Genomic DNA, 26,053 nt, shown 5'->3' with positions numbered 1-26,053 from the left:
TCTATGCTGGCTTCCTGCGATGCTGCCCCACAGCCATAGCCCTCGTCCGAATCGTGCACCTGAATGGCAGAATCGGATCAGCATCGTATCCGGAGTTCAGAACAGGCTCGCCAGTCCGAGAACCACGCAGGTCATCGGCCAGATCGCGCTGGCAGGCGGATCGATGTGGGTGTCACCACGGATCTGCCAGAGCCTGGAGAAGCCCTCGCCCACCAACGCGGAGATGCCACCGAAGCAGGTGCCGATGACGATGGCCGCGACGGGGCTACCGGTGATAGTCAAGAAGCTGGACGCGCCGAGTGCAGCGATCAATGTCATGTGGTGAGTCACCGGGATGCCAGCCCCCAGCGTTAAGAACATCAGCGAGGCCGCCGAAACACCGAAGCCGAAGAGCACGACACTGCCCGCGGCCTCCGGGAACGCCTCGCTCAACGCGATGGTCGCCCAAGCTGACAACAATCCGGTTCCCAGACCGAGAACGGCAGCCTGGCCCCAGCGTTCTTGGTAGCGAACCCAGCAGTCGGTGTCGTTGGGGGCGAACTTCGCCTTGCCGGTGAGCCCTTCGCTGTTCGGTCCTACGATGCCGGTCTTGCCGAAGATCAGGCGCGCAGCGATGCCGCTGATGATCACGGTGATGCCGGGCAGGTCGGTGTGCGTACCCAGCCAAGGGATGATGCTGACGATGTCGTGCACGACCAGCCCGCCAACACCGAACAGGCCTCCGACCACCAGCACATCGGGCTTGGCCAGGCTGACCAGCGGCGTGGCAATGTCGCGCAGTCCGGTGAGGTAGCCCTTGCGGTGGGCGTATGCGGCGGCGCCCACGCCGCCGGCGAACGAGATGTGGGGTCCGAAGAAAGGCCCGAACGAGATCAGATTGATCCACGAGGCGTCACCTGTGGCAATTGCGACGGCAATACCGACCAAGAGGGTGATGCCTACGAAGGAGAAAGCAAAAAGCGCCCCGAAGGCGGCGCCAAGAAAGCCACCTCCGAAAGCTGCCAAATACATGAGAATATCGGTGGTCAAGACGGCTCCTCATAACACGACAGACGAAGCGGAATAACACCGCGATTCGGTGCGCAAGCCCTATCTCGCGATGCCCGGAGGCCTCGCGACCGAGACCGACACCATAGGACGTAGAATTCCGAAACAAACGTTAGCGGCGACGTGCACGGGGCACTATTGGCCACTGCGCACCCGCGTGTTTCGTGCCGTTGCGTCACGCATATTTGCTGCCCAAACGGGCGGGATCGCTGAAATTTGATTACCAGCGCAGCGGAATCGTGCACACAGATCGCGTTTTTGTATCGTGCCGCGTCTGATCGGGATGCTGCAAGCCGGGCAGCCGGGCCGTAGTTTGTACCCATGAGGACTCCGCGTGACATCGAATGCTGGCTGACCGACAAGGACGGCGTACTTGTGCAGGGTGATGTACCCATTCCCGGGGCGGCCGACCTGCTCACGTGCTGGGTCGATACCTCCCGCCGTTTCTTGGTGCTCACCAATGACTCGAGCTTCACGGCCCGCGATCTGTCGGCGCGGCTCGACAAGGCCGGATTGATCGTCCCGGAAGAGAATCTGTGGACCTCCGCGCTGGCCACCGCCGACTTTCTGGCGAGCCAGCAGCCCGGTGCGCGCATCTACGTCGTTGGTGAGGCGGGTCTGGCGATAGCCCTGCACGACGCCGGCTTCGTGATGGTCGAGGACGATCCCGACTACGTGGTGATCGGCGAGACCCGCAACTACTCATTCGAGGCGATCACGCTGGCCATCAACCACATCATCGGCGGCGCGCGCTTCATCGCCACCAATCCCGACACGATCGGTCCCAGCGAGTCAGGTGTGCTGCCGGCCACCGGCTCGGTTGCCGCGCTGATCACCGCAGCGACGAACCGCCGCCCCTACATCGTCGGTAAACCCAATCCGATGATGTTCCGCAGTGCGATGAACCGCATTGAGGCACACAGTGAGACCACCGCGATGATCGGCGACCGGATGGACACCGACATCATCGCCGGCATCGAGGCGGGCTTGTTCACCGTTCTCGTGCTGACCGGAATCACCGGACGCAAGGACTTGGAGCGTTTCCCCTATCGTCCGAGCCTGGTGGTCGAGTCGGTCGCCGAACTACGCGCCATGATGTGAGCCTGCACTCGTCGCGTATTCGTCGATCACCCGGCCGATGGCCGAGCGTATGACATCCCGGGCCTGGTCGGCGGTCAGGCTTCCGATGAGTGTGCCCAAGGTGGCGCCGTCGCTCACCGCGATGAGTTCCAAGCCCGCGGCATCCGCGTCCGTCAGATCGGGGTCGAGTTGGACCAGCAGCGCTGCTGCGCGTTCGGCGGCGCCGGACTTCGCGGACGCCAGCGTGGCGGCGATCTGCGGGTCGCGGACGCTATCGGCGACGAACGAATAGAAGACCGCTGTGCCCGCCGGCGATGCAGAGGCGAGCGGGATCGGGTGGGTCAGCAGATCCCAGAGTTCGTCGCTCGGCGCTGCTGACGAGGTGGCCTCGTGATGGGCGGACTCGGCTGCGCTGATCATCAGGGAGGCGCTCGCCCGTATCAGTTCGTCCTTGGTCGTGAAGTAGTGCTGCACGCGTCCCACCGACACGCCAGCCTTGGCCGCGACCCCACGTATCGTGACGCCGCTGATTCCGTGTTCGATGATCACCCGCCACACGGCCAACAGAATCTCCGTGGCTCTCTGATCATGTCGCCGAGTCGAGTCCAGGTCGGTCATCTTGCCAGCGTAGCAATACAGAAGTATTGTAAATGGCAATACAGCCGTATTGGAGGCGAGGCATGAGACCTGCTACCGAGAGCACAGCGCACGCGTCCGACATGAACTCCGCCACACTGAGCACCGACTCCGCCGTTCGGACGAGCCACCGCAAGCGGCTACCTGCCAGCCGCCACAAAGCAAGCACGGTGCTCAAGATCGTCGCAATACTGATCGTCGGCGGGCTCGTCGTCGACAAGGTGCTGACGATAGTGGACCCCGCGCCACAGGTCGGGCGATGGAAGAGCGTCGAGGCGAAAGCCGCATATGCCGCCGCCTATGACCAGGCCATGGCAGCGTTGCCTGATCCCACTCGGATTCTCGACGTACAAACAGGCTTCGGGTCGGTCCGCGTATTGGAATGGGAAGGCATCGAGCATGGCGCGCCCGTGGTCCTGATTCCCGGACGAAGCTCGGGCGCACCGATGTGGATCGAGAATCTGCCGGACTGGATCGGTAAGCGAACCATCTACGCGATGGATCCGCTCGGCGATGCCGGGTTCTCGACCCAAAGTGTGCCGCTGACCTCCTTCGATTCGCAGGCCGAATGGATCGCCCAGGCACTCGACGGTCTGGGCATCGACCGGGCGCACATCGTTGGCCACAGCTTCGGCGGTGCGAGCGCGGCGGTCTTCGCTGTGCATCATCGGGACAAGGTCGCCACGCTGACCCTGCTGGAGCCGGTCCTGGTGATTGAGCCGCTACCCGTATCCGCGCTCTTCTGGGCCACCATCACGCTGTTGCCTGTGCCGCGATCGATGAAGGATCGCGCACTGGCCGAGATCGGTGGTACGACGGTGGCCGAAGTGCGCGAGCGAACTCCGATCTCGGTGATGATCAATGCGGCGTCCGACGGCTATGCCGCGGAGTTGCCACTACCGAAGCAGCTGACCGATGAAGAATGGGCGAGTCTGGATATGCCGATGCGGGTCGATATCGCCGGCACGAAGTCGTTGGCCGGGGCTCAGGACGCGGTCGACCGAATCAGCGACCTTCGTCCGCAGGCCACGGTCACCCTCTGGCCGGACGCCACCCACTCGCTGCCGATGCAAGAGCGCGCGACGCTTGATCCCGCGCTCCTCGAGTTCTGGCGGACGCACTCCTGAGCGGACCCGATGCTTTGGGTTGATCGTCCGGTCATGCCGGTGTAGCAGACGAATCATGACGCATACGCGCGGATCGCATCGGCCTCACTGGTGATCGTCGACTCATCCACTAGACCCGAACTGGTGACCACGGACACCCACGTGTCGAGACTGCTGGTCAGCGTGCCCGAATCGATGAGGCCGGACTGCAGATCGCTTGCCGCCTGATCTTTGAGCGCGGCCCAGTCGCTGTTCGCCTCGAATGCGGTGACCAGCGGATTGTTGCCGCCCATTCCGCCGCCCGGCATCCCACCACCTTGGCCACCACCTGACGGTTGTGCCCCGCTCGGCATGTCGGTGGGCATTCCTGACGGAGCCGCGCCGCCCTGCGGCCCACCACCTTGGCCACCGCCCTGGGCACCGCTCGGCATATCCGTGGGCATGCCGCTGGGCACATTTCCACCCTGCATATCCGATGGCATACCGCTCGGCATATTTCCACCAGGCCGGCCACCGTCACCACGGCCACCATTGGGGGTCTGACCGAATGCCAGATTATGATCCCACGCGACGATCCTGAATTTCTGAGTGGACGAATCCCAGAACAGATATGAATTATTGCCAGGTCCGTCGATGTCATCGGAGTTATTGATGAGCTCCTCGAAAGCCAGATAGGTCGCAAATGAGTTGAGATCGAGCAGATCGGGTAGTTGCGCGGCCAGCTCATCGGATGTCCCATTGTTCACCAGGTTGAGCAGCCGTATCAGCGGCGCGTAATCGTCGGGACCCGCCTCGATGTCAAAGGAACCGGAATAATCGCCATCGGCACCCAGCCAATTCCAGTTGCCGTCCGCCTCGGCCTTGTACAGCACCGAGTCACTGCCTGCGTCCGGGAAATTCTCGGTGACCCACTGCTCGTCGAGGTTCTGCACCACGAGCCTGAGCTGCGAGTCGCTGCCGTTGACCGAGAAGCTCGACTCCACTGCGTCCTCGCTCGCCAGTCCCGACGAGCGGAGCAGATCGAGCGCAACGGCCTCGTTGAGCGAAGTCGCGGTTGAATTCGCGCGGACCGTGAAATCGGTGAATCCATCGAGGTTGGCACCGTCGGTGTACTTGTCGAGCTTGATCCGCCAGGGCAGATCTTGGGGTGCAGCATCGGCGCTGATGCCCTTGAGCGACGAGTTGCCCTTGAGTTTGATTCCGACGTTGTCGAACTCGGTGCCATCGATGGCCACGGTCGCCGTCAGCCATTCCTTGTCTCCGGTGGATAGATAGTCCGCCAGCATCGCCGTCACATCGTCCTGATTGACCTCGACGCCGATCTGATGCACCTGCGACGAGTCGAAGACGGTGCCCGCCGTCAAGGCTGTCGCGGCCATTTGCGAAGAACTTGCCGAAACGCCGCCGGACGATGAGCAGCCCACCAGCCCCACAAGTGCCGCCAGCCCGAGCACCAGCGCATTGATCGGTCCACGTCGAATAGCCATTGCACGAGCGTCACCCAGCTGTCTATGCGGGATCTGTCGGACGACTATGTGCGAGCTGAGTAGGGATGTAGCGAGTCGCGTGAACACAGGCGGACTGCTCAGAAAACCGTCAGGTGGCCAGCCGCTAACCGAATCGACTTAGGTCTGTCTTGACCACAAATAGCTGACCCGGCTCGACGGGAACTCGTGCTCGGGAGGTGCTGGTTGCCGGGAAGCGATCCCATTTTGATCGGCGCGTTCGCGCCTCGGCCCTTCCTCGATCTCGGGAGAACAAGCAAGCTTGTTCTCCGCTCGACCTTCGTTGGGCCCGGATCGCGTCGGCAACCATGACCGTACGAGCACCACTGAGGTGATGCGCCGTCATCAAGCGAAGCGGCGTTCTCGAGTATCAGACCCAGCCGTGCTTGACCTTGCTCTGCTGCTCCTGAGCCTTGAACAAACCGAACCTGGGCAAGAACTTGTCCCAGTCGATCGAATGCGAGTCGAGTTCGGGGCCATCAATGCAGGCATGCTTGCGTACCAGTCTGCCCCCCACCTCCACGGGCACCATGCAGGCACCGCACATTCCGGTCGCGTCCACCATGATCGAGTTCAGCGAAGCGACGGTCTTGACCTCGTAGGGCTTGGTCAGATCGGAAACCGAGCGCATCATCATCGGCGGACCGATGGTGGTCACCTCGGCGATCTGGCGTCCCTCGCCGCGCTGGTTGGCGTCCAGCAGATCCTTGAGAGGGACAGTGACGAAGCCCTCGATGCCGAACGACCCGTCGTTGCTGGTATAGATGACGTCCAACTGGTCTCCGAAGGTGGCCTGCAGTTCGTCGACCCGCTCGCCCTCCCCCACCCAAAACAGTAGGTCGGCGCTGCGGAAGCCGGCGATCAACGTCACGTGATTGCCGAGCCGCAGGTTCTCCCGGGCGATCGGGTAGACCGGCGGCAGTCCGACACCGCCCGCGGTGAACACGACCGTCTGATCGGCGGGGATCTGGTGCAGCTCGCTGGGCTGGCCGAGCGGACCTGCGATGCCTTCGAGCCGGTCGCCCACCTGCATCGCATTGATCATCTTCGAGGTGCTGCCCATACCCTGCACAACCAGCACGATGGTGCCGGCCTCAGCGTCCCAATCGGCCAGCGTCAGCGGTACGAGTTCCCCCTGTGGCTCGGCGAGCACCCGGACGAATTGCCCCGCCTTCGCGTTCTTGGCGATCACCGGCGCATTAACCGTCAGCTCGACGATATTGGGCTGCAACTCCCGCCGTTCGACGATGGTGTTGGGCGCGCTCGCCATGTCGGTGAAGCGCTTCGCGCCGACCACCATTTCGCGAATCTGCTCGGCGGGTAGCAGCGACGCATCCCTGATCTCGCGAGCGGCGGCCTGGCCATCACCGGCCGCCTTCACCGCAGTCGAGCCACCACGCGCCGCATCGCCACCGGAGTAGACGCCGTCGATCGAGGTAGCTTGACTGCCCTCGGTGAGCTCCAGAGCGCCCGCGGTGGTGACGGTCAAGGACGGCTCCGAATCCCGGATGATCGGGTTCGCAGAGTTGCCGAGCGCCATGATCACCAGATCGACATCGACCGTTTCGCTGATGCCGGTAGCGACCGGACGACGGCGGCCCGACGCGTCCGGTTCGGCCAATTCCATCACGTCCAGCACAGCAGATCTCACGAAACCTGTCCGGTCGTCGCCGCAGAACTCGCTCGGCGAGCGCAGCGGGGCCAGTTCGATGCCCTCTTCCAGCGCGTGCGCCAGCTCCTCGACCCGGGCCGGCATCTCCTGACGAGTACGGCGGTAGACGATGGTCACCTTCCCGCCCAGCCGGCGCGCGGTGCGGGCAGCGTCCATCGCGGTATTGCCGCCGCCGACGATCATGACGCTCCTGCCACGGCATTCGGGCAGCGGCGTCTCGTAGTCGGCCCGATGGCCCTGCATGAGGTTCACCCTGGTCAAGAACTCGTTGGCGCTCATCACATTGAGCAGATGCTCACCGGGCACATTCATGAACCGCGGCAGACCGGCCCCCGAACCGACGAAGATGTGCGAGAAGCCGGCGCCCTTCAGTTCGGCGAGGGTCGCGGTCTTGCCGACGACGAAGTTCGTGACGAAGCGTCCGCCGAGCGCAGTGATCTTCTCCACCACATCGTCGATCAGGGTGTTGGGCAGCCGGAACTCCGGAATGCCATAGCGCAGCACGCCGCCGAGACGGTGGAACGACTCGAAGACCGTCACCGGATGCCCATCGGCGGCCAACAGGAACGCATTGATCAGGCCTGACGGTCCCGAACCTACGATCGCGACGGGTGGTTTGACGGCCAACTCCCAAGGATCAGGGGTATTCGCGTAGCGTGCAATGTTGCCGTCGGGATCGACCACCCGGTCACGCTGCGGCAGGAACCATTCCAGCTGGCCGATTTCGATCGGGCGCCCCGAATGCGCGCAGACCGACTGGCATTGGAGTTCTTGCGGGCAGACGCGTCCGGTGACATTGGGCAGCGGGTTGATCGACTCGATCAGATCGAGTGCCTCCCTGAAGTGTCCGGTACCCAGCAGCTGCATCATGTCGGGGATGGCCACCTGGACCGGGCAGCCGCCGCGCGGCTCCTTGCGTCCGGCGAGCAGCTCACCCAGCTGGCAGGGCTTGTCGGCGCATTGCTTGTCGCGCAACGCTTCCAGCCAGACCAGCAGATCGACCTCACGCTGGGTGTAGCCGATGTTCATATAGCCGAGATAGCCCTGGTTCACCAGCTCGAAATCCGCGCTGCGTTCGTCGGGCGTACGAATATAGGGTGGAATCGATGCACCGGCCGGCCAGTTCACCGATAGCCCCTTGAACACCGGGTAGCGGTCGGACAGGTAGGTATCCAAGGCCCGGATGAATTTGCGTTTGGCGCCCAGCGGAAGATTCCAGACGAAGCGCATCAGCACCATGGACGCATCGTTGCCGGCCAGCAACGAGGCCCACAGCGTCTTGGTGAACTCCTGCGACAGTTCCGGCTGCCGGAACTCGGCTGCGACCGCGCCCATGCCGTCCGAGATGAACATCTCACGGAAAGCACGCGGATTGGTCTGCAACCTGCGCCCGAGCAGATCCAACTGCCTGCGGTAGCTCTCGACGGCTCCCGAGCGAGCCAGTTCCTCCACCTCGGTGGCGGTTTCGGCGAGCGCCTGGGATGCCGTTAGATAACGGGTCAGATCATCGTGTGTCGTGGTCATGGCCGTCTCCTCAGTGGATGATCTCGGCGTCGCAATTGGCCACGACCTTGGCGATCCGCCGCCGCAGGTCATCGGTGGGCTGCACCTTCTCGAGCGCGCCCGGGATCAACCGTGCCGCGTCGCGTGCCTTGCCGTCGACGATCACCTTGGTGCGTTCGAAGAGTTCGGGCAACTCCTGCCAGCAGTTCTTGCAGTCCGTGCATTTCGGCACGTCTTCGGGATCGAGCCGGACGACGGGCTGGCCCGTCTCCTCCGCCGCCGGTGCGGCGACCGGCGCCGAGGCACCGAAACCACCGAATCCACTACCGAAGGCCATCACCGGCTGTGCGGCGGTCGAGGCCGCCAGTTCGCTCATGGCGCGGGCGATCTCGTCCATGGACGACTCGCGAGCGGCCATTGCGCCGTCGTAGCGCGACTGCAGATCGGCCAGATCGTTGGCGTGCAGCGTCTTCAGCCGCTCGATGTCGACGCCGGCCAGGTACTGCAGCAGCTGCCAATTGCGGCGGCGGCCCTCGACCATCGCCACGATGGTCCGGCTGACCTTGATCTTCACCAGCCGGTCGGCGCCATCGGTCGACCAGATGAACGGCACGTGGGTGGCCCGGTCGGCTTCCGGAAGGTCGATGTACTCCTCGACGGGCATCGCGATCGCGTCCTGATCGATCGGCAGCTTGCCAAACTGCTTCTTGAAGCGGACCTCTCCCAGCGCGAACTGTGCGGGCGTCAGCGGGAACTCCTTGAGTCGCAGCTCGCCCTTGTCGTCCACGTATTCGATGGTGTGGGTCGTCCACAGCTTGTCGGGATCGGGATTGCCGTCGAGGTCGAACCAGTCGCGCAGGCAGTCGCCCTTGCGGGGATCGTGCACGAACAGCGGGGCCATCCGCGATTCCACGGCCAGTCTGCCTCGCTGGTTGGCCACATTGTCAGCGATCCCGTTCTCACCTTGGCACGGCGTGTAGACGTCGAGCAGGGCCGCACCGTCACTGAAGTTCAGCATGTCCATGGCCGCCCGCAAGAAATGCCCCTGGAGTGCGGTCGCGGTCGAAGCCACGTAGGTGTTCGGGTGAAAGGCGGCCAAGATGGCGAGTTCCTTGCGGTCCTCGGTCTTGCCGGTCGCTGCCGCGCCGACCCGGGCCAGATCGGCATCCTGACCGGTGAAGCTGGCCGTGGACGCCTGGCCGCCGGTATTGGAGTAGCCACCGGTGTCGAGCACCATCATCTTGATGGGGGTGCTGGAGGCGAGAATGCGCGATAGCGCGCCGAAGCCGATGTCGTAGTTGGCACCGTCACCGCCGATGGTGAGCACCGTCGGCAGATAGGCCAGCTCCTCGTCGGTGAATTCGGCCCAGCCGAGGGTCGCGAGCTCTTTGTCGTGCACGGCGGGGTCATAGGCGTCGTCGAGTTCGAGGCGCGCCACCCGCAACGACTTGACAAGGTCGGCCGCCTTGGCGGCCAGTCCCTCGTAGATGCCCTTGGCCAGCGCCTGGGCGTCTTGGAAGAGACTGTTCACCCACGGGTCGGTGAAGGCGTTGTACGGCATCGTGGACGCGTAGACGCTCGAGCAGCCGGTCGAGTTCGCCACCACGGTGGTAGCCGGAGCCTTGCCGGTGGGGCCGCCCTCGAGCTGATAGAGACCCTTGTTCAGTTCTCCGATGGCGGTGCGAATGCGCCCGGCGCGCTCCGGCGAGTCGGCCTCGATCCCGCCGAGCTTGGCCGTCAACCCGTCGATGAGATCGGCGAGCAGCGCCCGCTGCTCGGATTGGCGTTTGGTGCCCAGCGCGTGGCTGGTGGCCATCACCATGCGGGTGCTGGTGACCTCACCGCAGCCACGGCAGCCGCCGTGGCCACCTGTCACCGCGTAATAGTTGGAACGGTCGAGGAAGAGCCGCTTGGTGTCACCGTCGGGCTCCACCGCATCGGCCGTGAACCGCGCCGGGGTGTTCGGCGACTTCGATAAGAACTCGAAGCCGCTCTCCAGCCGCGCCTCGATGTCCGGGGTCTGGTCGACGGCGGTCAGAGCACCCGGGCCGCAGACGTCAACGCATTCGAGGCAACCAGTGCACTTCCACGGATCGATGGTCACCGAATAAAGCCCGCCGTTGCCGGGCGTCTGCTTCTCGATCGCGTCGAAGAACGGACGCGTGCGGGCGACCGGGAAGCCACGCAACACCTCGACGACAGCCCCGAAATTGCGGCGCAGGTAGGAACCGCTGGCCGCCGGAACCAGTTCGTCGGCAGCCTTCGCGACCAGGTCGGCGAGCGGGCCGGCGTCCTTGTCCGCGCGATAATATTCGCGCACCCGCGAAGCGATGCCGTAGATGTGATCGCGCATCGCGGCCCGCTGCGGCTCGTTCACCTCGATCATCTCGACCGCTTCGGCGACCAGCGTGTGAATCTCGTGCACGGTGTTCGGGATCGCAGCATCGGGACAGGCCAGCGTGCACTCCATACAGCCGGTGCACAGCGTTGCATCGAAGATCGGCACCGTGCGGCGGAACATGCCTTTGTCCTTGCCGGCAGCTGTGCCGCTCGGCACGAATAGCCCGGAACCCGGGAAGACCGGTGACCGGCCGACCGTCCCTTCGCGGAACGGTTTGCCCATGATGCGCTCGTAGTAGTCGGCGTCGAAGAGATTGGACGCCGCGCACGGGCTGGGCGACATCGCCGACGACAGAGCCAATCCCCGCGAACTGGCCCGCGCCGGTTCAGCGTCGATGGCCAGGTAGGCGTTCTCGTCATAGGGCACCGGCATGACAGCGGTCAACCCGTCCTCGATCACTGCCATGTTGGACGACACGATCGAAGTGCCTTTGCGTCCGAACTTCTTGGAGATCTGCAGATAGACCTTCTCACGCAGCGCATCGACAGAGGTGCCGTGCGCAACCCGGTCGACCCCACCGACCACCGCCCCGATGAATGCGATGCCCATCATGCGGGTCTGTAGTTCAGGGGTCGGCGCGTGTTCCGCCGCGACCGAAAAGGCGTCGATGATGAAGAACTTGATCTGCTTGGCTCGAATGGTCGCGCGGGCGCCGGCCGGCAGCGCGCGCCAGGCCTGCTCAGGAGGGAGATTCGACTGCAGGATCAGCGTGCCCCCGGCCACTAGGCCCTTCAGTGGATCGGTGTGCTGGAAGACCTTGTGATCGGGTGACAGCACAACCTCGACATCTTCGAGTTCGGCGTTGGTGACCAGCACCGGCTCCGGGCTGAGCGTGATGTAGTAGTTCGTCGGGGCACCCGACTTCTCAGAGCCGTACTTCGGCGCAGACTTCGAGTAGAGCCCCAGCGCACCGGCGAGGATGTCGGTCATCAGCTTGCCGGTGGCAATAGTGCCGTAGCCACCCACCGAATGGAAGCGGATACGCAACGCGGATTCAGGGAGCAGCCGGGGGTTCTGGCCGACCGGCAGCGCCATCAGGGTGGTTTCCGGATAGGCGGCGGCCAGCTTGGCCTCCAACTCGCTGAACGAGTGCGAGGAGTCGTCACTGAAGAACGTCGATCCCAGGTAGACCAGCGGAGACGCGTTCTGGCCCGCCATGTTCTCGGCAGCGGCGATCAGGTCGCGCGGCTGGAGATCGTGGCCGCCGAGACCGAAAATCGCGCTCGTCGTGGCCGGGATCTGGTCGACCGGCTCGATACCCGGGAACCGTCCCGGATGATTCGCGTTCGCCGCGCCCCGGAACATCGCCTGGTCGACGAACTGGGTGAGCGCCATCTGATCGGAGCGCTCCATCACGGTGACGGCCTTCTTGCCGCGTAACGCCGCGACGACCTCGGCTTCCGGGAAGGGTTGCAGCAGCTTGACCGCTACCAGGCCCACCTTGAGGCCTCGGCTGCGCAAATACGGCATCACAGCGCGAATGTCGTCGCAAACCGAGCCGAGCCCGACGAAGACGTAGTCGGCGTCCTCGACGTCATAGCTGATCACCGGCGAATAGCGGCGTCCGGTCAGCTCGGAGTACTCGTCCATGGCCTGGCGGGCCAGCCTGGGCACCTCCGCAGCGAAATGCGTGCGGTGATCGGCGATGCCCGCCTGGAAATCCGGCTGGTTCTGCACCGGACCGGTCAGGCCGGGGTTGGTGGGATCGACCAATGCCGGTATGAGCTGTCGGGTGCCTTTCTGCCAGGCACCGAGCCACTGACGCCGCCATTGCGCCGCCAATTCGTCCGGGACGAATCGCAGCGTCTCGGCGACCTGCCGGCCGTCGTTGTCCGCCTCGACGGCGTCCGCGCGGGCGGCCAGCCAGTCACGTATTTCGTCCAGCTCGCGCAGCCCGAACTCGGCAGCCTTGCGGTCGATCCAGCGATTGAGCTGCCAGACGCGTCCCTTAGCACCGTAGATGATCTCTTGGGCCACGCTCGGGCAGGCGATCCGGCCCTGGGGGTCGCCGAGGTACTCCTTCAGCAGGGCTGGTTCGGGAAGCCTCGCCTCGGACAGCATGTGACTGGTGGCGAAGCCGTCCATGGCGTTGGCTACCGGGATCAGCGTCAGCGCCGAGGTGCGGTAGCTGATCGCGGCCAGGTCGGCGGCCTCTTGCGGGTTGGAGCCGAAGAACACCGTGTAGCCGGACGGCAGCAGCGCGTAGACGTCGTCATGGCCTGCCATCACATTGAGCGAATGCTTGCTGACCACCCGCGCAGCAATCTGTAGGACGAAACCGCCCACCTTCTTGCCGACGGTGACGAAGTGGGACTCCATCGCGTACAAGATGCCCTGGCTGGATGAGGCATTCGACACGAACGCCCCGCCGGTCAACGCCGCTCCGAGAGCTCCTGATTGAGCCGAATGCTCGCCCTCCGGCTCGAAGAAGAAGGGGTGCTTGCCCCAGACGTTCAGCTGACCTTCGGCGCGCGCCGCCTCGTAGATCTCGCTGATCTCCGTCGAGGGTGTGATCGGATACCCGATGACCCCGCCGCAGACGTGCTTCATGACATCGGCCACGGCCCCGTTGCCGTTGATCACCACGGGCGTGCCAGGATATCTTGCCTGGTCGGGCCGCACATCGGCCGGCTGCTTCAGGGACGCTGCCGTTTCCGAGTGTTCAGTGAGAGCCACGTCCTGAGTCACGCTGTCAGTCATTCTTCATTCCCTCGCCCATGCTGCGGTCACCCATGGCGGCTGCTGTCCAGCGACAACCATTGGCGCCATCGGCCACGATCACTCATCCCGAGCCCCGTTGGCATCCTTGTCGCCGAGGCGGTGATCGTAGTTCAAGCAGGATAGCCCCGCTGATACGTTCGCCATCTCGGGGGTCGGTCTCTCTCGGGAGTCGTGCTGGTCAACCGGGCGAGGTGGCCGCAGCGACCGCCGGATTCCCGTTGGGCCCTGAGGCCTCGGGGTTCGCACCTCGTGCAAGCTAGGCTCTGGCAATGCGCAGCACTCGGATCGCCGGCCCCGACGGCTATCGACCACAGACCGCTCGCCACCTCGCAGACGTTTGGGCAGATCCGGCTGAGGCCGATCTGGCGGTGCGAGCATGACCCGCCGACTGGCGGTGGTCGTCCCCGTCTTTAACGAGGCCTCCGGGATTCTGCCTACCCTTGATGCACTCGCCCGTCAGGACGACAACGATTTCGATGCGGTTTTCGTCGACAACGCGTCGACCGATGGCTCGGCGCAGGTCGTTGAGACGTTCATCCATCGCCATGGCCTGAGCCGCTGGCGGGTCGTCCACGAGCCGCAGAAGGGAACCGGAGCTGCGGCCGACAGCGGAATGCGTGAAGCGATCGCACAAGGCGCGCGGCTACTGGCCCGCACCGACGCCGACTGCCTGCCGCGCCTCGATTGGACGGCGTCGATCCGGCGCGCGCTCACTCCCGTGACCGACGGCGGCCTCGGACTGCGACTGGTCGGCGGCGAGTTGATCCCGCGCCGCGACGAGGGGCTGGGGTGGCCCACCCGGACGGCGCTACGAGGTGCGGTACACCTGGCCGAGGCGTTCGGACGCCTACGTCCCGGCAACCGCGATCCGGCCTACCAGGGCCCCTACATGATGGCGGCCGGCTGCAATGTCGGTATCACCGCCGAGCTCTACGAGAAGGCCGGCGGGTTTCCTCGCAGCCGGATCGAAGACCTTCATGAGGACCGCGCCCTGGTGAACGCCGTGCGTCGTCTGACCAGCGACTACCAGCGCCGCTCGGATGTGGTGGTCTACGCGTCCAGCCGCCGGGCGCAGGCATGGGGACTCACCAACACGCTGCTGTGGTACAAGGATCATGCCTATCGTCCCCCCGAGGTCGATATCCGCGATCCCGCGCTGGTCGATCGAATACCACGCAGATCGATCGTCGCCACCAGACGAAAGACGCGATCAAGCGGCGTCTCATGACAGATCTGGTGACCGCGGTACTCGCTGCCGCCGATGCTCATCCCGATCGACCGGCGCTGACGTCGGCGCGCACGACGATCAGCTACCGCGAATTGGCGCAGGGCATCCGAGCGACGGCGTCCGGGCTGCGAGCCGAGGGTATGCAGCACGGCGACCGGGTGCTCTTCTCGGTGCGCCCGGGACCGGACGCGGTCCGGCTCGCGCTGGGCATCGTGCTCGGCGGCGGTGTCGTGGTTTTCGCGGATCCGGGTGCGGGTGAGGCATTGTTCACATCCCGGACCAGGCTCGCCGCTCCCGGTTGGGTCGCCGCAGAATCCCTGCTCTATCTGGCTTCCAGCAGACCGCTGCGTCCGATCGCCCGCAGACGCGGACTCGAACTCGCACCCTATAGACAACTTATCCCGAATGCCCGGCACCTCTATGCCGGCCCGTGGCTGCCCGGCGTACCCCGTGGCGGCCTGCCCTTGTCGAGGCTCTTCGGCTATCCCATCCGGCCGGGTATAACCGACCAGCAGCCCGACCTGGACGACGAAGCGCTGGTGGTCTTCACCAGTGGCACCACCGATGCTCCCAAGGGCGTCGTCCACTCGCGTGGCTCGCTGGGCGCGGGGTTGACCGATTTCGCCGATGGTGTCGGCATCCGTGCCGGCCAGCAGGTGCTCACCGATCAGCTGATGGTCGGGGTACCCGCACTGATCGCGGGCGCACACTGGACGATCCCGCCCGCCGGCGCCAACCCTGGTGCGCGCCCGAGGCAGTACTCGAGGTTGCTTCCGCACACAAACGTGCTGTTCGCGGTACCGGCGGCCATGGACGCGATCCTGCGCGCGATCGAGGACTCCCCCGCACTGCGCCCCGAACACCTGGAGACCATCGCGATGGGCGGCGCCCCGGTGCTGCGTCCTCTGCTGGAGCGGCTGCACTCATGCTTCCCGGACACGTCGATTCGGGCCATCTATGGAATGACCGAGATCCTGCCGGTCGCGGTCGCGGACGGCGTGGCCAAGTTGCAGGCGTTATCCGGGGCACCAAACGGCGACCCGGTGGGCCGGCTGATGCCCAGCGTGAATGCTCGTATCGACGATGGCGAACTCGTGCTGAGCGGGCCAGGCCTGGCCCGCGGCTACCTTGCCGAGTTGCCCGACCCTCCGCTCACCGAGTTGCGCACCGGCGATTTCGCCCGCATCGACGGTGACGAGTTGGTGCTGCTCGGACGCAAGAAAGATATGTTCATCCGGGGTCAGCAGAACGTCTACCCCGGGCTCTACGAACCGCTGATCGCCGGATTGCCGGGAGTCGCCGGCGCCGTGTTGAGCGGGGTGCCCGACGACATCGGCGATGACCGGATCGTGCTGGTCGTCGTCCCCGACCATCAACCACCAGCCCGGCTCTGCGCTGACCACCCCGTGATCGGCGAAGTGGCGAAACGTTTGCCGGGATTGATGGATGCCGGGGCGCTGCCCGATCTGGTCCTTGCGATCGGCGAGTTGCCGACATCAGGACGCGGACGAAAGCTCGACCGAGAAGCCTTGAGTGACGAAGTCGCCCGGTATATGAAGGGTCCGCGAGGATCGTAGCGGAGTCCGAGGCGAGCAGATTCGCGGGTGGCGATCACCACCGTCGGTCCATGTCGGATCGCCTCTGAGGTCGAGCCTCCTGGGACAACGAATCTCCATCCTGGATGACCTTGACGAATAGTGGTAACTGGACAGTTACATCACTGACATCTCTCATTGCGAGAGTAGCTCCGAGATACGGGAGTAAAGGGCTGCAATCCGCACCATCGGGCGACGGTCAGCGGGCCCTTCCGTAATCTGCGTCCGTCGAATGAGGACCCCCATCGAAAGGAAACACAGATGGCGTCAAGAAAGCTCACTGCCGTGGCATTCATAGCCGCGGGTACGTTGGCGTTTACAGCTTGTGGAGCGCAGGTCGACAACACCGCGGCCAGTTCTGCCGGGGCCAGCGATTCGTTGGGAACCTGCGTCGACACGTCGGGTTCGTCCATCAAGATCGGCTTTGTGAACTCACTGTCCGGCACCATGGCGATCTCCGAGAAGACCGTCAGTGATTCGCTGCACATGGCCGCCGACGAAATCAACGCGGCCGGCGGAGTGAACGGTAAGACACTCGAAGTCATCCAGGAGGACGGTGCGTCCGAACCTACGATCTTTGCCGAAAAGGCAGAGAAGCTGATCTCTCAGGACTGTGTAGCGGCCGTCTTCGGAGGCTGGACATCGGCCTCCCGCAAGGCAATGCTCCCTGTCTTTGAAGAGAAGGACTCGCTCCTCTTCTACCCGGTGCAGTACGAAGGCCTTGAGGCCTCGCCCAATATCTTCTACACCGGCGCCACCACCAACCAGCAGATCATTCCGGCCATGGACTACCTGAAGTCGCAAGGTATCTCCAAGCTCTTCCTGGTCGGCTCCGACTACGTCTTCCCGCGGACCGCGAACAAGATCATCAATGCCTACGCCGCGGCCAACGGGATCGAGATCGTCGGCGAGGAGTACGCCCCACTCGGCCACACCGACTTCTCCACGATCGTCAACAAGCTCAAGGGCTCGGGTGCCCAGGCCGTCTTCAATACACTGAACGGCGACTCCAATGTCGCATTCTTCAAGGAATACAAGAATGCCGGTCTGAGCGCCGACTCGATGCCGGTGACCTCGGTTTCCATTGCTGAGGAAGAGGTCGGCGGAATCGGTCTCGAGAATGTCGAGGGACAGCTCGCCGCATGGAATTACTTCCAGACGCTGGACAGCCCCGAAAACGCCAAATTCGTCGAGGATTTCAAAGCCAAATATGGCCAGGACCGCGTGACCTCCGATCCAATGGAGGCCGCCTACACCTCGCTGTATCTGTGGAAGGCGATGGCTGAGAAGGCCGGCGGTTTCTCCACCGAAGACATCACTGCCGCGGCAGACGGTGTCACTTTCGACGCCCCCGAGGGCACGGTCACGGTGAATGGTGACAACCACCACATCTCGAAGACCGCGCTGATCGGCCGGATCGAATCCGACGGCCTGCTTCACGTCGTGTGGACTTCGGGCAGCCCGATCGAACCGGATCCCTTCCTCAAGAGCTACTCGTGGTGGCAGGGCTGATCCACCGCGGATACCCGATCACCTGACTCGAGTCCGCGGGTGCGGCGCCTCGGCCCACAGCAGGGCACCGCACCCGCTTCTCAGGCTCCGGCTCACTATCGAAAGGCATCGCGATGGATGTGGTCATCTCCCAACTCCTCGCCGGGATTTCGCTCGGATCTGTGTTGTTGCTGGCATCACTGGGTCTCTCGCTGACCTTCGGGCAACTCGGCGTGATCAACAATGCGCACGGCGAGTTCATGATGGCCGGCGCCTACGCCGCCTACATCGTGGCCGGACTGATTCCCTATTCGGGTATCTCGCTGCTGGTGGCACTGCCGGTCGGGTTCATCGTCGGCGGGCTGCTGGGTGCGTTCCTGCAAGTGACCTTGATCTCCCGAATGCGGGCGCGGCCGCTCGACACGCTGCTCGCCACCTTCGGAGTCGGGCTGGTGCTCCAGCAACTCGCCCGTGACGTCTTCGGCGCACAGCCCGTGTACGCGTCCACGCCCGGCTGGTTGAGCGGACCCGTGCGGATCTTGGGCGCCGAGGTGCCTGCGACCAGGGTGTTCATCCTGCTGGTTGCCATCGTCTGTGTCGTGGGCCTGTACCTGGTGCAGCAGTTCACTCCACTCGGACGCGAGATACGGGCCACCGTTGAGAATCGCGACCTGGCCGAGACCTCGGGCATCTCCACCGGTTTCGTGGACATTCTCACCTTCTTCATCGGTTCGGGAATCGCCGGGCTCGCGGGCGTGGCGCTGACGTTGATGGACGCCATCTCCTTCGACTTCGGCACCGGATACATCGTGGATGCCTTCCTGGTCGTCGTCGCGGGCGGCGTCGGTCAGCTCAAGGGCGCCGTCATCGCTGCCTTCGGTCTGGGCATCACCCAGGCCTTCCTCGAATACTGGACGGACGCCTCTGCCGCGAAGGTGATCGTCCTGCTGCTGGTCGTCCTGCTGCTGCAATTCCGTCCCCAGGGCTTGGTCGCGGTCCGTACGAGGAGCCTGGCATGACAACCGTGTTGACCTTCTTCAAGAAATCGTCGCTGTGGATCTGGCTGGCGATCGCCATCGTCGCGATCGTCGTCGCTCCGCTGCTGCTGAGCGGCTTCCGGCTAGGCCTGCTCGCCAAATACATCTGTCTCGCGATGGTCGCGGTCGGAGTAGGGCTGGCTTGGGGCCAAGGCGGAATGCTGACATTGGGCCAGGGCCTCTTCTTCGGGCTCGGCGGCTACCTGATGGCCATGCATCTCAAGCTCGCGGATGCCGGCCCAGGCGGTGTACCGGACTTCATGTCGCTCTACGGCAACGGCGAGCTTCCCGCGTGGTGGGAGCCGTTCCGCAGCCCGATCGCCACGCTGATCCTCATCCTGGTGATACCCGCAGCCGTCGCTTTCCTGCTCGGCTGGGCAGTCTTCGCTCGTCGTGTCCGCGGCGCCTATTTCGCGATCCTGTCACAGGCACTGGTCGCGGCCTTCTCACTCTGGCTGGTCAACCAGGGCACCTCAACCGGCGGCTTCAACGGCATCACCGACTTCAAGGGCTTCTTCGGATACAGCCTGAAGGATCCAGCCAACAAGCGGCTGCTCTATTTCATTGCGGCAGCGGTGCTGATCGGCATGGTCCTGATCACCAGGCAGATCATGCGGTCACGCTTCGGTGAACTCCTGATCGCGGTCCGCGACCAGGAGAACCGAGTGCGTTTCCTCGGCTACAACCCGGCAATGATCAAGACCCTCACCTACACGATCGCCGCCGTCTTCGCGGCCATCGGTGGTGCCCTGTTCGTACCGATCGTCGGCATCATCTCGCCCAAGGACGTCGGGGTCACCCCCTCGATCATCTTCCTGGCCGGAGTGGTGATCGGCGGCCGGACGACCCTGCTCGGCCCGGTCCTCGGCACGATTGCGCTGCGGTTGATCGAAACCAACCTCTCGGAGACCTATCCGGGATTCTGGACCTACTTCCAAGGCGCATTGTTCATCCTCGTGATTGCGTTCCTCCCGCAGGGGGTCGCCACTGTGGGCCCGTGGGTGAAGGGACTCGTCGACCGCTACCGGTACCGCAGAACCAGGACCCCGGCTCCCACCCGGGAGCTTCCGGAATCCACGGATACACCTCAACTGGTGGGAAGGGCCTCGTCATGACTCCCAGACCCGACTTCAAGGCGCTGGAGCAAGCGATCGCAGCCCCGCCCGGGGAATTCCGGCGCGACTATCTGCAGGTCAAAGATCTGCGCGTCAGCTTCGACGGGTTCGTCGCAGTCGACGGCGTCGACCTGGTCGTCACCTCCGGCGACCTCCGTTTCCTCATCGGACCCAACGGGGCGGGCAAGACCACCCTGATCGATGCCATCACGGGGCTGGCCAAGGCGACGGGATCGGCGAGCTTCGGCGGCGTCGAACTGCTGGGCCTGCCTTCGCACAAGATCGTCCGGGCCTCGATCGGACGCACCTTCCAGACTGCGAGCGTGATCGAGGAACTCAGCGTGCTGCAGAATCTCGACATCGCCGCCGGATTACATCGCAAACCGCGCGAACTGCTTGGCCGCCGCAAAGGCATCCCCGAGGCAGTGCAGATCGCGATCGAAACGATCGGGCTGGCTGGCCTGGCGACCGCGCCGGCCGGAGTTCTCGCGCATGGCCAGAAGCAATGGCTCGAGATCGGCATGCTGCTCGTCCAGGATGCTCGTTGCCTGCTGCTGGACGAACCAGTGGCCGGTATGAGCGCCGCCGAACGCGACCAGACCGGAGAACTGCTGAAACGCATCGGCGAGCAGCGAACGGTCGTCGTGGTGGAACACGACATGGAGTTCTTGCGCAGCTTCGCCGATTCGGTGACTGTACTGCACCAGGGCAAGGTGCTCGCAGAAGGCACGGTCGCGCAGGTGCAAGCCGACCCGAAAGTCGTCGAAGTTTACCTGGGAGAGTCTGATGCTTCAGCTTGATTCGGTCACCACAGGCTACGGACGAGTGTCGGTTGTCTTCGATGTCTGCCTCGAGGTTCCGGACGGTCAATTGGTGGCGGTGCTCGGCAACAACGGGGCAGGCAAGACGACCCTGCTGCGTGCAGTCATGGGGCTGCTTCCGGTGCGGAGCGGCTCGATCGTCTTCGACGGCACCGACATCACCAAGATGACCACCAACAAGAGGGTCCGCAATGGCATCTCCTACGTTCCGCAGGGCCAGCAGTCGTTCGGGCAGTTGACCGCCCGGGAGAATTTGTTGCTGGTCGCCGCTCGGCACGGCACGGCAGGAGCGAGACGGATGGCTGAGGCCCTGGACCTTTTTCCGGCGCTGCGCGAGTTGCTCGGACGCAGGGCAGGCCTGCTGTCCGGGGGACAGCGTCAACAATTGGCAATCGCCCGGGCGCTGATCACGGGCCCGCGACTCATGGTGCTTGATGAGCCGACCGAGGGCATTCAGCCAAATGTGGTGGCCGAGATTCAGGCGGCGATCTCAGCGATGATGAGCGACTCGGGCATTTCGGTGCTGATGGTGGAGCAGCACGTCGGCTACGCTCTGAAGACGGCCAGCGCATTCACGGTCCTCGCATCCGGACGAGTGGTGAGCACCGGAACCGGTGGCGCGGACGCGGTAGTCCAGGCGCGCGAAGCGATGGCCCTGTAACGACGAGGACCTGCCGGCCGGACCGCTGGCCCGTTTGAGGAGAGGCCGATGCTGAGCACGATGTGGAGTATCAACGTCATTTTGGCCCTGATATTCGCCGGCGCGGGCGCCATGAAGCTGCTGCGCAGCAAGCAACAACTCAGCGTAAGCCCGGGGATGGGCTGGACGGACGGCTATTCCGCCACCACGATCAAGGTTATTGGCGCCGCCGAGATCGCCGGCGCACTCGGCCTCGTCTTACCCATGGCCTCGAACATCGCGCCGCTGCTCACCCCGCTCGCCTCGTGCGGCTTGGTCATCGTCATGACCGGCGCGGTGGCCACACACGCTCAGCGTCAGGAGAACTTCACCACCCCACTGCTTCTCGGCGTCCTTGCGCTCATCTCGGCCGTAATCGGTTTCATCGTCGTACTCGGCTGAGTCATTCCCAGGGTCGCTTCCAAAGCGGGCCCGGCGACCGGAGCCGCCGTGCCAACCGTGACAGAATCGACCCATGGCGATCACAGCTGACAGCCCGCACCCACTGCTTCCCGCCCTCCCGGGCGAGTTGGCCCGATTGGCCGAGGGCGTCACGTTGCCCGACCCGATGGACGCTCCCGCACTTCGGTGGGGCATCATCGGCGCCGGCGGCATCGCGAAGACCTTTGCGCACGATGTACCGGCCCACACGCGTTCGCGCATCGTAGCGGTGGCCGCCCGGGATCTCGACCGGGCCACGAGATTCTCGCGCGAGTTGGGTGTCGGCCGAGCCTATGGTCGCTACGAGGAACTGGTCGCCGATCCCGACGTGGATGCTGTCTACGTCTCGACAATTCACCCGCTGCATGCCCAGCACGCGCTGCTCGCGCTGCACGCCGGCAAGCCCGTTCTGGTCGAGAAGTCGTTCACCATGAACGCGGCGCAGGCCCGCGAGGTCGTGGACGCCGCACGACTGGCCGGACTGTTCGTCATGGAGGCGATGTGGAGCCGACACCTGCCTCATTACCGCGTCATCCGCAGCATCATCAAAAACGGCGGGCTGGGACGAGTCGTTTCCGCACAGGCCGACCATGGGCAGTCTCTGCGCCATATCGCGCGCCTCGTGCAGCCGGAACTGGGTGGCGGCGCGTTGCTGGACCTGGGGATCTACCCGGTGTCATTCCTACACGATGTTCTGGGGGCTCCCGCATCGGTAACCGCCGTCGGCCGACCGATAGACGGCGATTTCGGGATCTCGAAGTCATCGCGACCGGTGCGTATCGATCAAGGCATCGCGGCTGTGCTGCGCTCGTCCCCGGCCAACGACGCCACCGGGCGCGGCGGTGTGGGCCCCGGCGGGGCGCTCGGGGTGGCGCGCTGCAATTTGGATGGCCGCTCCGCCACCTCGGCCGAGATCGTCTTCGAGCACGGTGCGCTGGAACTGCCCACCCAGTTCTACCGGCCCGGTGTGCTGAGGCTGCGTAGCTTCCCTGCGAGCGGCCCCGCCGATGGCAGCACCGTCGACTGGGACGCGACCGTACCCGCAGGATTCCAGTACGAGGCCGCCGAGGTGGCCCGATGCCTCGCCGCTGAGGCCACCCAATCGGCGGACATGACCTGGCAAGACACCGTGGAGGTCATGGAGATCCTGGACGCCATCCGTGCCCAGGTGGGCATCGTCTACCCATGGGAGTGAGAGTGGGCCGGGTGCAAGGAAACCACAAGAACCAGGACCCTCCAGACGCTACGTGAGTTCCCGTGGTGCGATCATCTCGACGGAGTTCTCGTCGAGCAGGCCCACTTCGTGGAAGGCCAGCTCCTCAACTGCGGACGCAGCCTTCTGGGCCGCGGCATCGATGAAACCCTGACCTGCCGTGATGCCTGGGTCGAGCCAGTCGTCCCAGAGCTCGGCAGGCAGCACCAGCGGCGCGCGGTTGTGAATCGCCGCCGCCTCGCCGGGCGCGTCGATCGTCAGGATCGCGCCTGTCAGGATCCACTCGGATTGCGGGGCGGCTCTCCACCAGCTGAAAATCCCGGCCAAAGCCAGCAGCACATCGCCCTCGTCATGGAAATAGAAGCGCCGGTGTCTCTTGCCACTGCCCAGGGTCTCGTAGTACCCGAGGGCAGGGAAAATCGCTCGATGGCCGGCCACCGCATCGCGCCACATCGGCTTTTGCGTCACCGTCTCGGCAACCGCGTTGAAGGTCGGTCGTTTCATCGTCAGCGTCTTCGACCAGCTCGGTGTGAACGGCCAGCGCCCCGGCCAGCAGCGGCGCCTACGCTCGCCATCGCGGACCGATTCCACGACGAGTGGGACCCTCGGCTCATCGGCACCCAGATCTTCAAAGAGCGGGCGCGCGTTGAACGTCTGATCCACGGACGGACCGACGTCGTCGACCTGAAAGAGGTCGACGATCGACGCGGTGTCGGCAGTCACGTAGCGGCCACACATGACAGGTCAGACTACTCGGCCACGATCATCGCGGAATAGTCCTCCCCCATGGGTGTGTAACAGTCCACGAAATCCTCGAGGGTGGGCAACGCGCTGCCTGTGACGGTGGCTTCCAGCCGGTCGAGGTACCACTCCCAGCCCGGACCGACTTCTGGGACGGCCTGCAACTCGATGTCTTCGTGCCGAAGCGTGAGGTCGGTCATCCCGTTGCTTTCGCGCAGTTCGATCGTCAGCTGCCAATGGCCGTAGCTGTCGGTCACACTGATACCCAATCGCTGCGGCGGATCACAGACCCGGATCTCGCAGGGAACGGCCGGCACCGGCGCTGCCTCGGCGTTCATCGTGAGCATGACTTGCCCGGACGAGGGATCGCCGCGCCAGCTGCCGAACCATCGCTCCAGACGATCGGATTGCGCCAACGCCTGCCACAGTTCGTCGGCCCGCGCACCGATCCGGCGCGTCAACACGAGAGTTCGCCGAGCGCCATCGAGTCTTCCGCTTACCTTCGTCATGGCAGTGCCCGCCTTCCAGGCCGCATCGTCAGAAACCGAAGCCATCCGATGAGACTACCGCTTTGACCCTGCAATCCGGTGACCGCAGAGCAGCGCGCCCGCGCTTGGGTCGGCCGTTCCGCCTACTCGGACGGCTCCGTGGAATGCACGGTGCGGCCGAACCCGTCCGGCTCCGAGACCCGCGTCCTGGGGAGCTGGGTCAACACCCTGTGAACGAAGCGGAGCTTGTCGGCCACCTGCTGGCTGATCGTGAACGGATAGAGGTCGGCCTCCCCCATCGACCGGTTGATGCGATTGAAGAATGCCGATACCCACTGCCAGTCATCCATCAGCGCGTCGAAGTCGTCGGCGCCGTACCGGCTGCGGGGACTTACCGCCAATGGCAGCGCGGGCAGAACATCACGACCTGGCACAAGTTCCATGCCTGCTGACGCAGCCGTGCTGAGCGTATCGGTGATGTGCAGGTAGTGCGCAAAACACTCCGCGAAGTCTTCCCACGGGTGCATCGTCGCATACTCCGAGATGAAGGAGTCGTGCCAGCCTTCGGGTGCCCCGTTGGAATAGTGCCGGTCGATTGCCGCGCTGTAGGACGCCCGCTCGTCGCCGAAGAGTTCGCGGCATTCGGTGATCCAACCCGTCTGCTCGACCAGCACCCACTCGTAGTAGTGGCCCACTTCGTGCCGGAAATGGCCCAGCATGGTGCGATAGGGCTCACCGAGTTGAACCCGTAGCCGCTCACGGTAGGCGTCAGACGTCTCCGCAAGATCGATGGTGACGATGCCGTTCTCATGACCGGTCGTGACCTGTTGGTGCTCCGACGACAACAGGTCGAATCCGAGCCCCCCGTCGTCCTCGAAATACGGGTCGACCGGCAATCCCAGCGAATTCAGCTGGACGAGCAGCCGCCGCTCCGACTGAGAGGCATCTGCCAGCCGATTCAGCGCCTCCAGGTCTGCGTCGTTGGGCCGAGTGCGGATGATACGGCAGCCGAAACACTGCCCCGTCGAGCTGTCGCCGTCCGACAACCAGTTGCAGCCTCGATCGCGGTTGATGCACAGATGCCACAGGCGGTTGGCGACATGCAGATCCGGGCCGTTGATCGCGACCATCGTGCCCGACAACGCGTGATAGGCAACCTCGGCACCGCAACTGTCGCAGCGCAGGTCTTCCAGATAGAGCAGCCCGCTGCAACCCGGGGTAGGACAAATGAGCAGTTTCATAAGCACGCAATCTACATAGCGGAAAACTCGAACGTCGTGATCTAGCCTATGATGCATAGCTCCCGAGACGGGCTGTCCCAAAAGCAAGGAGGCAGGGATGCGCACCTACGACTGTGATGTGGTTGTTGTGGGCGGCGGTTCAACCGGGGCGGGGGTCGTGCGAGATGTTGCGATGCGCGGCTACTCGACGATCCTGGTCGACCGCGCAGATCTTGGCCAGGGCACGACCGGCCGGTATCACGGGCTGCTGCATTCGGGTGGACGTTACGTGGTCAGCGATCCACATTCGGCG

The 26,053-nt window shown here is 64.3% G+C and carries 20 protein-coding genes; 12 read left to right on the top strand and 8 right to left on the bottom strand.

Annotation, left to right across the window (positions count from 1 at the left end; genetic code table 11):
• Positions 1–96 precede the first annotated feature (96 nt).
• Positions 97–1,029 carry a hypothetical protein gene (locus AAFP05_RS09515; RefSeq protein ID WP_341729624.1) on the bottom strand — a complete coding sequence of 311 codons (933 nt, stop codon included), beginning with the start codon at positions 1,027–1,029 and terminating at the stop codon, positions 97–99.
• Between the two features lie 339 nt (positions 1,030–1,368).
• On the opposite strand from AAFP05_RS09515, the gene AAFP05_RS09510 reads away from it, so the two are divergent.
• Positions 1,369–2,148 (top strand): HAD-IIA family hydrolase, encoded by a 780-nt coding sequence (locus AAFP05_RS09510; protein WP_341729623.1) that lies wholly within the window; start codon positions 1,369–1,371, stop codon positions 2,146–2,148.
• On the opposite strand, the gene AAFP05_RS09505 is transcribed toward AAFP05_RS09510, so the two are convergent.
• The gene (locus AAFP05_RS09505; RefSeq protein ID WP_341729622.1) at positions 2,131–2,745 is read right to left on the bottom strand and encodes a TetR/AcrR family transcriptional regulator; all 615 of its coding nucleotides are present in this window, start codon (positions 2,743–2,745) and stop codon (positions 2,131–2,133) included. The genes AAFP05_RS09510 and AAFP05_RS09505 overlap by 18 nt on opposite strands.
• Before the next feature lie 62 nt (positions 2,746–2,807).
• Here AAFP05_RS09505 and AAFP05_RS09500 point away from each other — a divergent pair, with 62 nt between their 5' ends.
• Positions 2,808–3,890, top strand: coding sequence for an alpha/beta fold hydrolase (locus AAFP05_RS09500; protein ID WP_341729621.1), 1,083 nt, complete (start codon positions 2,808–2,810; stop codon positions 3,888–3,890).
• Between the two features lie 53 nt (positions 3,891–3,943).
• Here AAFP05_RS09500 and AAFP05_RS09495 read toward each other — a convergent pair whose 3' ends face one another.
• From AAFP05_RS09495 to AAFP05_RS09485, 3 genes are all read right to left on the bottom strand, one after another.
• Positions 3,944–5,356 carry a CotH kinase family protein gene (locus AAFP05_RS09495; RefSeq protein ID WP_341729620.1) on the bottom strand — a complete coding sequence of 471 codons (1,413 nt, stop codon included), beginning with the start codon at positions 5,354–5,356 and terminating at the stop codon, positions 3,944–3,946.
• Between the two features lie 388 nt (positions 5,357–5,744).
• The gene (locus tag AAFP05_RS09490) at positions 5,745–8,570 is read right to left on the bottom strand and encodes a sulfide/dihydroorotate dehydrogenase-like FAD/NAD-binding protein (protein WP_341729619.1); all 2,826 of its coding nucleotides are present in this window, start codon (positions 8,568–8,570) and stop codon (positions 5,745–5,747) included.
• Positions 8,571–8,580: 10 nt separating this feature from the next.
• Entirely contained in the window at positions 8,581–13,650 is a 5,070-nt protein-coding gene (locus AAFP05_RS09485; protein WP_341729618.1) for a 2-oxoacid:acceptor oxidoreductase family protein, read from the bottom strand.
• A gap of 397 nt (positions 13,651–14,047) precedes the next feature.
• Between AAFP05_RS09485 and AAFP05_RS09480 the strand changes: the two genes are divergently transcribed.
• The 9 genes from AAFP05_RS09480 (at position 14,048) to AAFP05_RS09440 (ending at position 23,273) form a co-directional block, all read left to right on the top strand.
• Complete coding sequence (locus AAFP05_RS09480; RefSeq protein WP_341729617.1) at positions 14,048–14,899, top strand: glycosyltransferase family 2 protein; 852 nt, start codon at positions 14,048–14,050, stop codon at positions 14,897–14,899.
• Positions 14,896–16,476 (top strand): class I adenylate-forming enzyme family protein, encoded by a 1,581-nt coding sequence (locus AAFP05_RS09475; RefSeq protein ID WP_341729616.1) that lies wholly within the window; start codon positions 14,896–14,898, stop codon positions 16,474–16,476. Before AAFP05_RS09480 ends, AAFP05_RS09475 begins: the two co-directional genes overlap by 4 nt.
• 279 nt (positions 16,477–16,755) lie before the next feature.
• Positions 16,756–18,006, top strand: a complete 1,251-nt coding sequence (gene urtA / locus AAFP05_RS09470) for an urea ABC transporter substrate-binding protein (RefSeq protein WP_341729615.1) — start codon at positions 16,756–16,758, stop codon at positions 18,004–18,006.
• 113 nt (positions 18,007–18,119) lie between these two features.
• Complete coding sequence (urtB, locus tag AAFP05_RS09465; protein WP_341729614.1) at positions 18,120–19,004, top strand: urea ABC transporter permease subunit UrtB; 885 nt, start codon at positions 18,120–18,122, stop codon at positions 19,002–19,004.
• Positions 19,001–20,137, top strand: coding sequence for an urea ABC transporter permease subunit UrtC (gene urtC / locus AAFP05_RS09460; RefSeq protein WP_341729613.1), 1,137 nt, complete (start codon positions 19,001–19,003; stop codon positions 20,135–20,137). Before urtB ends, urtC begins: the two co-directional genes overlap by 4 nt.
• Entirely contained in the window at positions 20,134–20,937 is an 804-nt protein-coding gene (gene urtD / locus AAFP05_RS09455; protein WP_341729612.1) for an urea ABC transporter ATP-binding protein UrtD, read from the top strand. The genes urtC and urtD overlap by 4 nt, the downstream gene beginning before the upstream one ends.
• Positions 20,924–21,619, top strand: a complete 696-nt coding sequence (locus tag AAFP05_RS09450) for an ATP-binding cassette domain-containing protein (protein ID WP_341729611.1) — start codon at positions 20,924–20,926, stop codon at positions 21,617–21,619. Before urtD ends, AAFP05_RS09450 begins: the two co-directional genes overlap by 14 nt.
• 48 nt (positions 21,620–21,667) lie before the next feature.
• Complete coding sequence (locus AAFP05_RS09445; protein WP_341729610.1) at positions 21,668–22,039, top strand: DoxX family protein; 372 nt, start codon at positions 21,668–21,670, stop codon at positions 22,037–22,039.
• 73 nt (positions 22,040–22,112) lie between these two features.
• Entirely contained in the window at positions 22,113–23,273 is a 1,161-nt protein-coding gene (locus tag AAFP05_RS09440; RefSeq protein WP_341729609.1) for a Gfo/Idh/MocA family oxidoreductase, read from the top strand.
• 48 nt (positions 23,274–23,321) lie between these two features.
• Here AAFP05_RS09440 and AAFP05_RS09435 read toward each other — a convergent pair whose 3' ends face one another.
• The 3 genes from AAFP05_RS09435 to AAFP05_RS09425 all read right to left on the bottom strand — a co-directional run bounded on the left by AAFP05_RS09435 (position 23,322) and on the right by AAFP05_RS09425 (position 25,761).
• Complete coding sequence (locus AAFP05_RS09435; protein WP_341729608.1) at positions 23,322–24,029, bottom strand: SOS response-associated peptidase; 708 nt, start codon at positions 24,027–24,029, stop codon at positions 23,322–23,324.
• Between the two features lie 11 nt (positions 24,030–24,040).
• Positions 24,041–24,586 (bottom strand): SRPBCC domain-containing protein, encoded by a 546-nt coding sequence (locus tag AAFP05_RS09430; RefSeq protein ID WP_341729607.1) that lies wholly within the window; start codon positions 24,584–24,586, stop codon positions 24,041–24,043.
• A gap of 77 nt (positions 24,587–24,663) precedes the next feature.
• Positions 24,664–25,761, bottom strand: coding sequence for a putative zinc-binding metallopeptidase (locus AAFP05_RS09425; protein WP_341729606.1), 1,098 nt, complete (start codon positions 25,759–25,761; stop codon positions 24,664–24,666).
• Positions 25,762–25,858: 97 nt separating this feature from the next.
• On the opposite strand from AAFP05_RS09425, the gene AAFP05_RS09420 reads away from it, so the two are divergent.
• Positions 25,859–26,053 (top strand): FAD-dependent oxidoreductase (locus AAFP05_RS09420; protein ID WP_341729605.1); only part of this gene is annotated, 195 nt, incomplete at its 3' end.

Source organism: Brooklawnia sp. (genome assembly GCF_032229645.1).
Classification (GTDB): Bacteria; Actinomycetota; Actinomycetes; order Propionibacteriales; family Propionibacteriaceae; genus Brooklawnia.
This window is presented reverse-complemented; position numbering and strand designations above follow the sequence as displayed.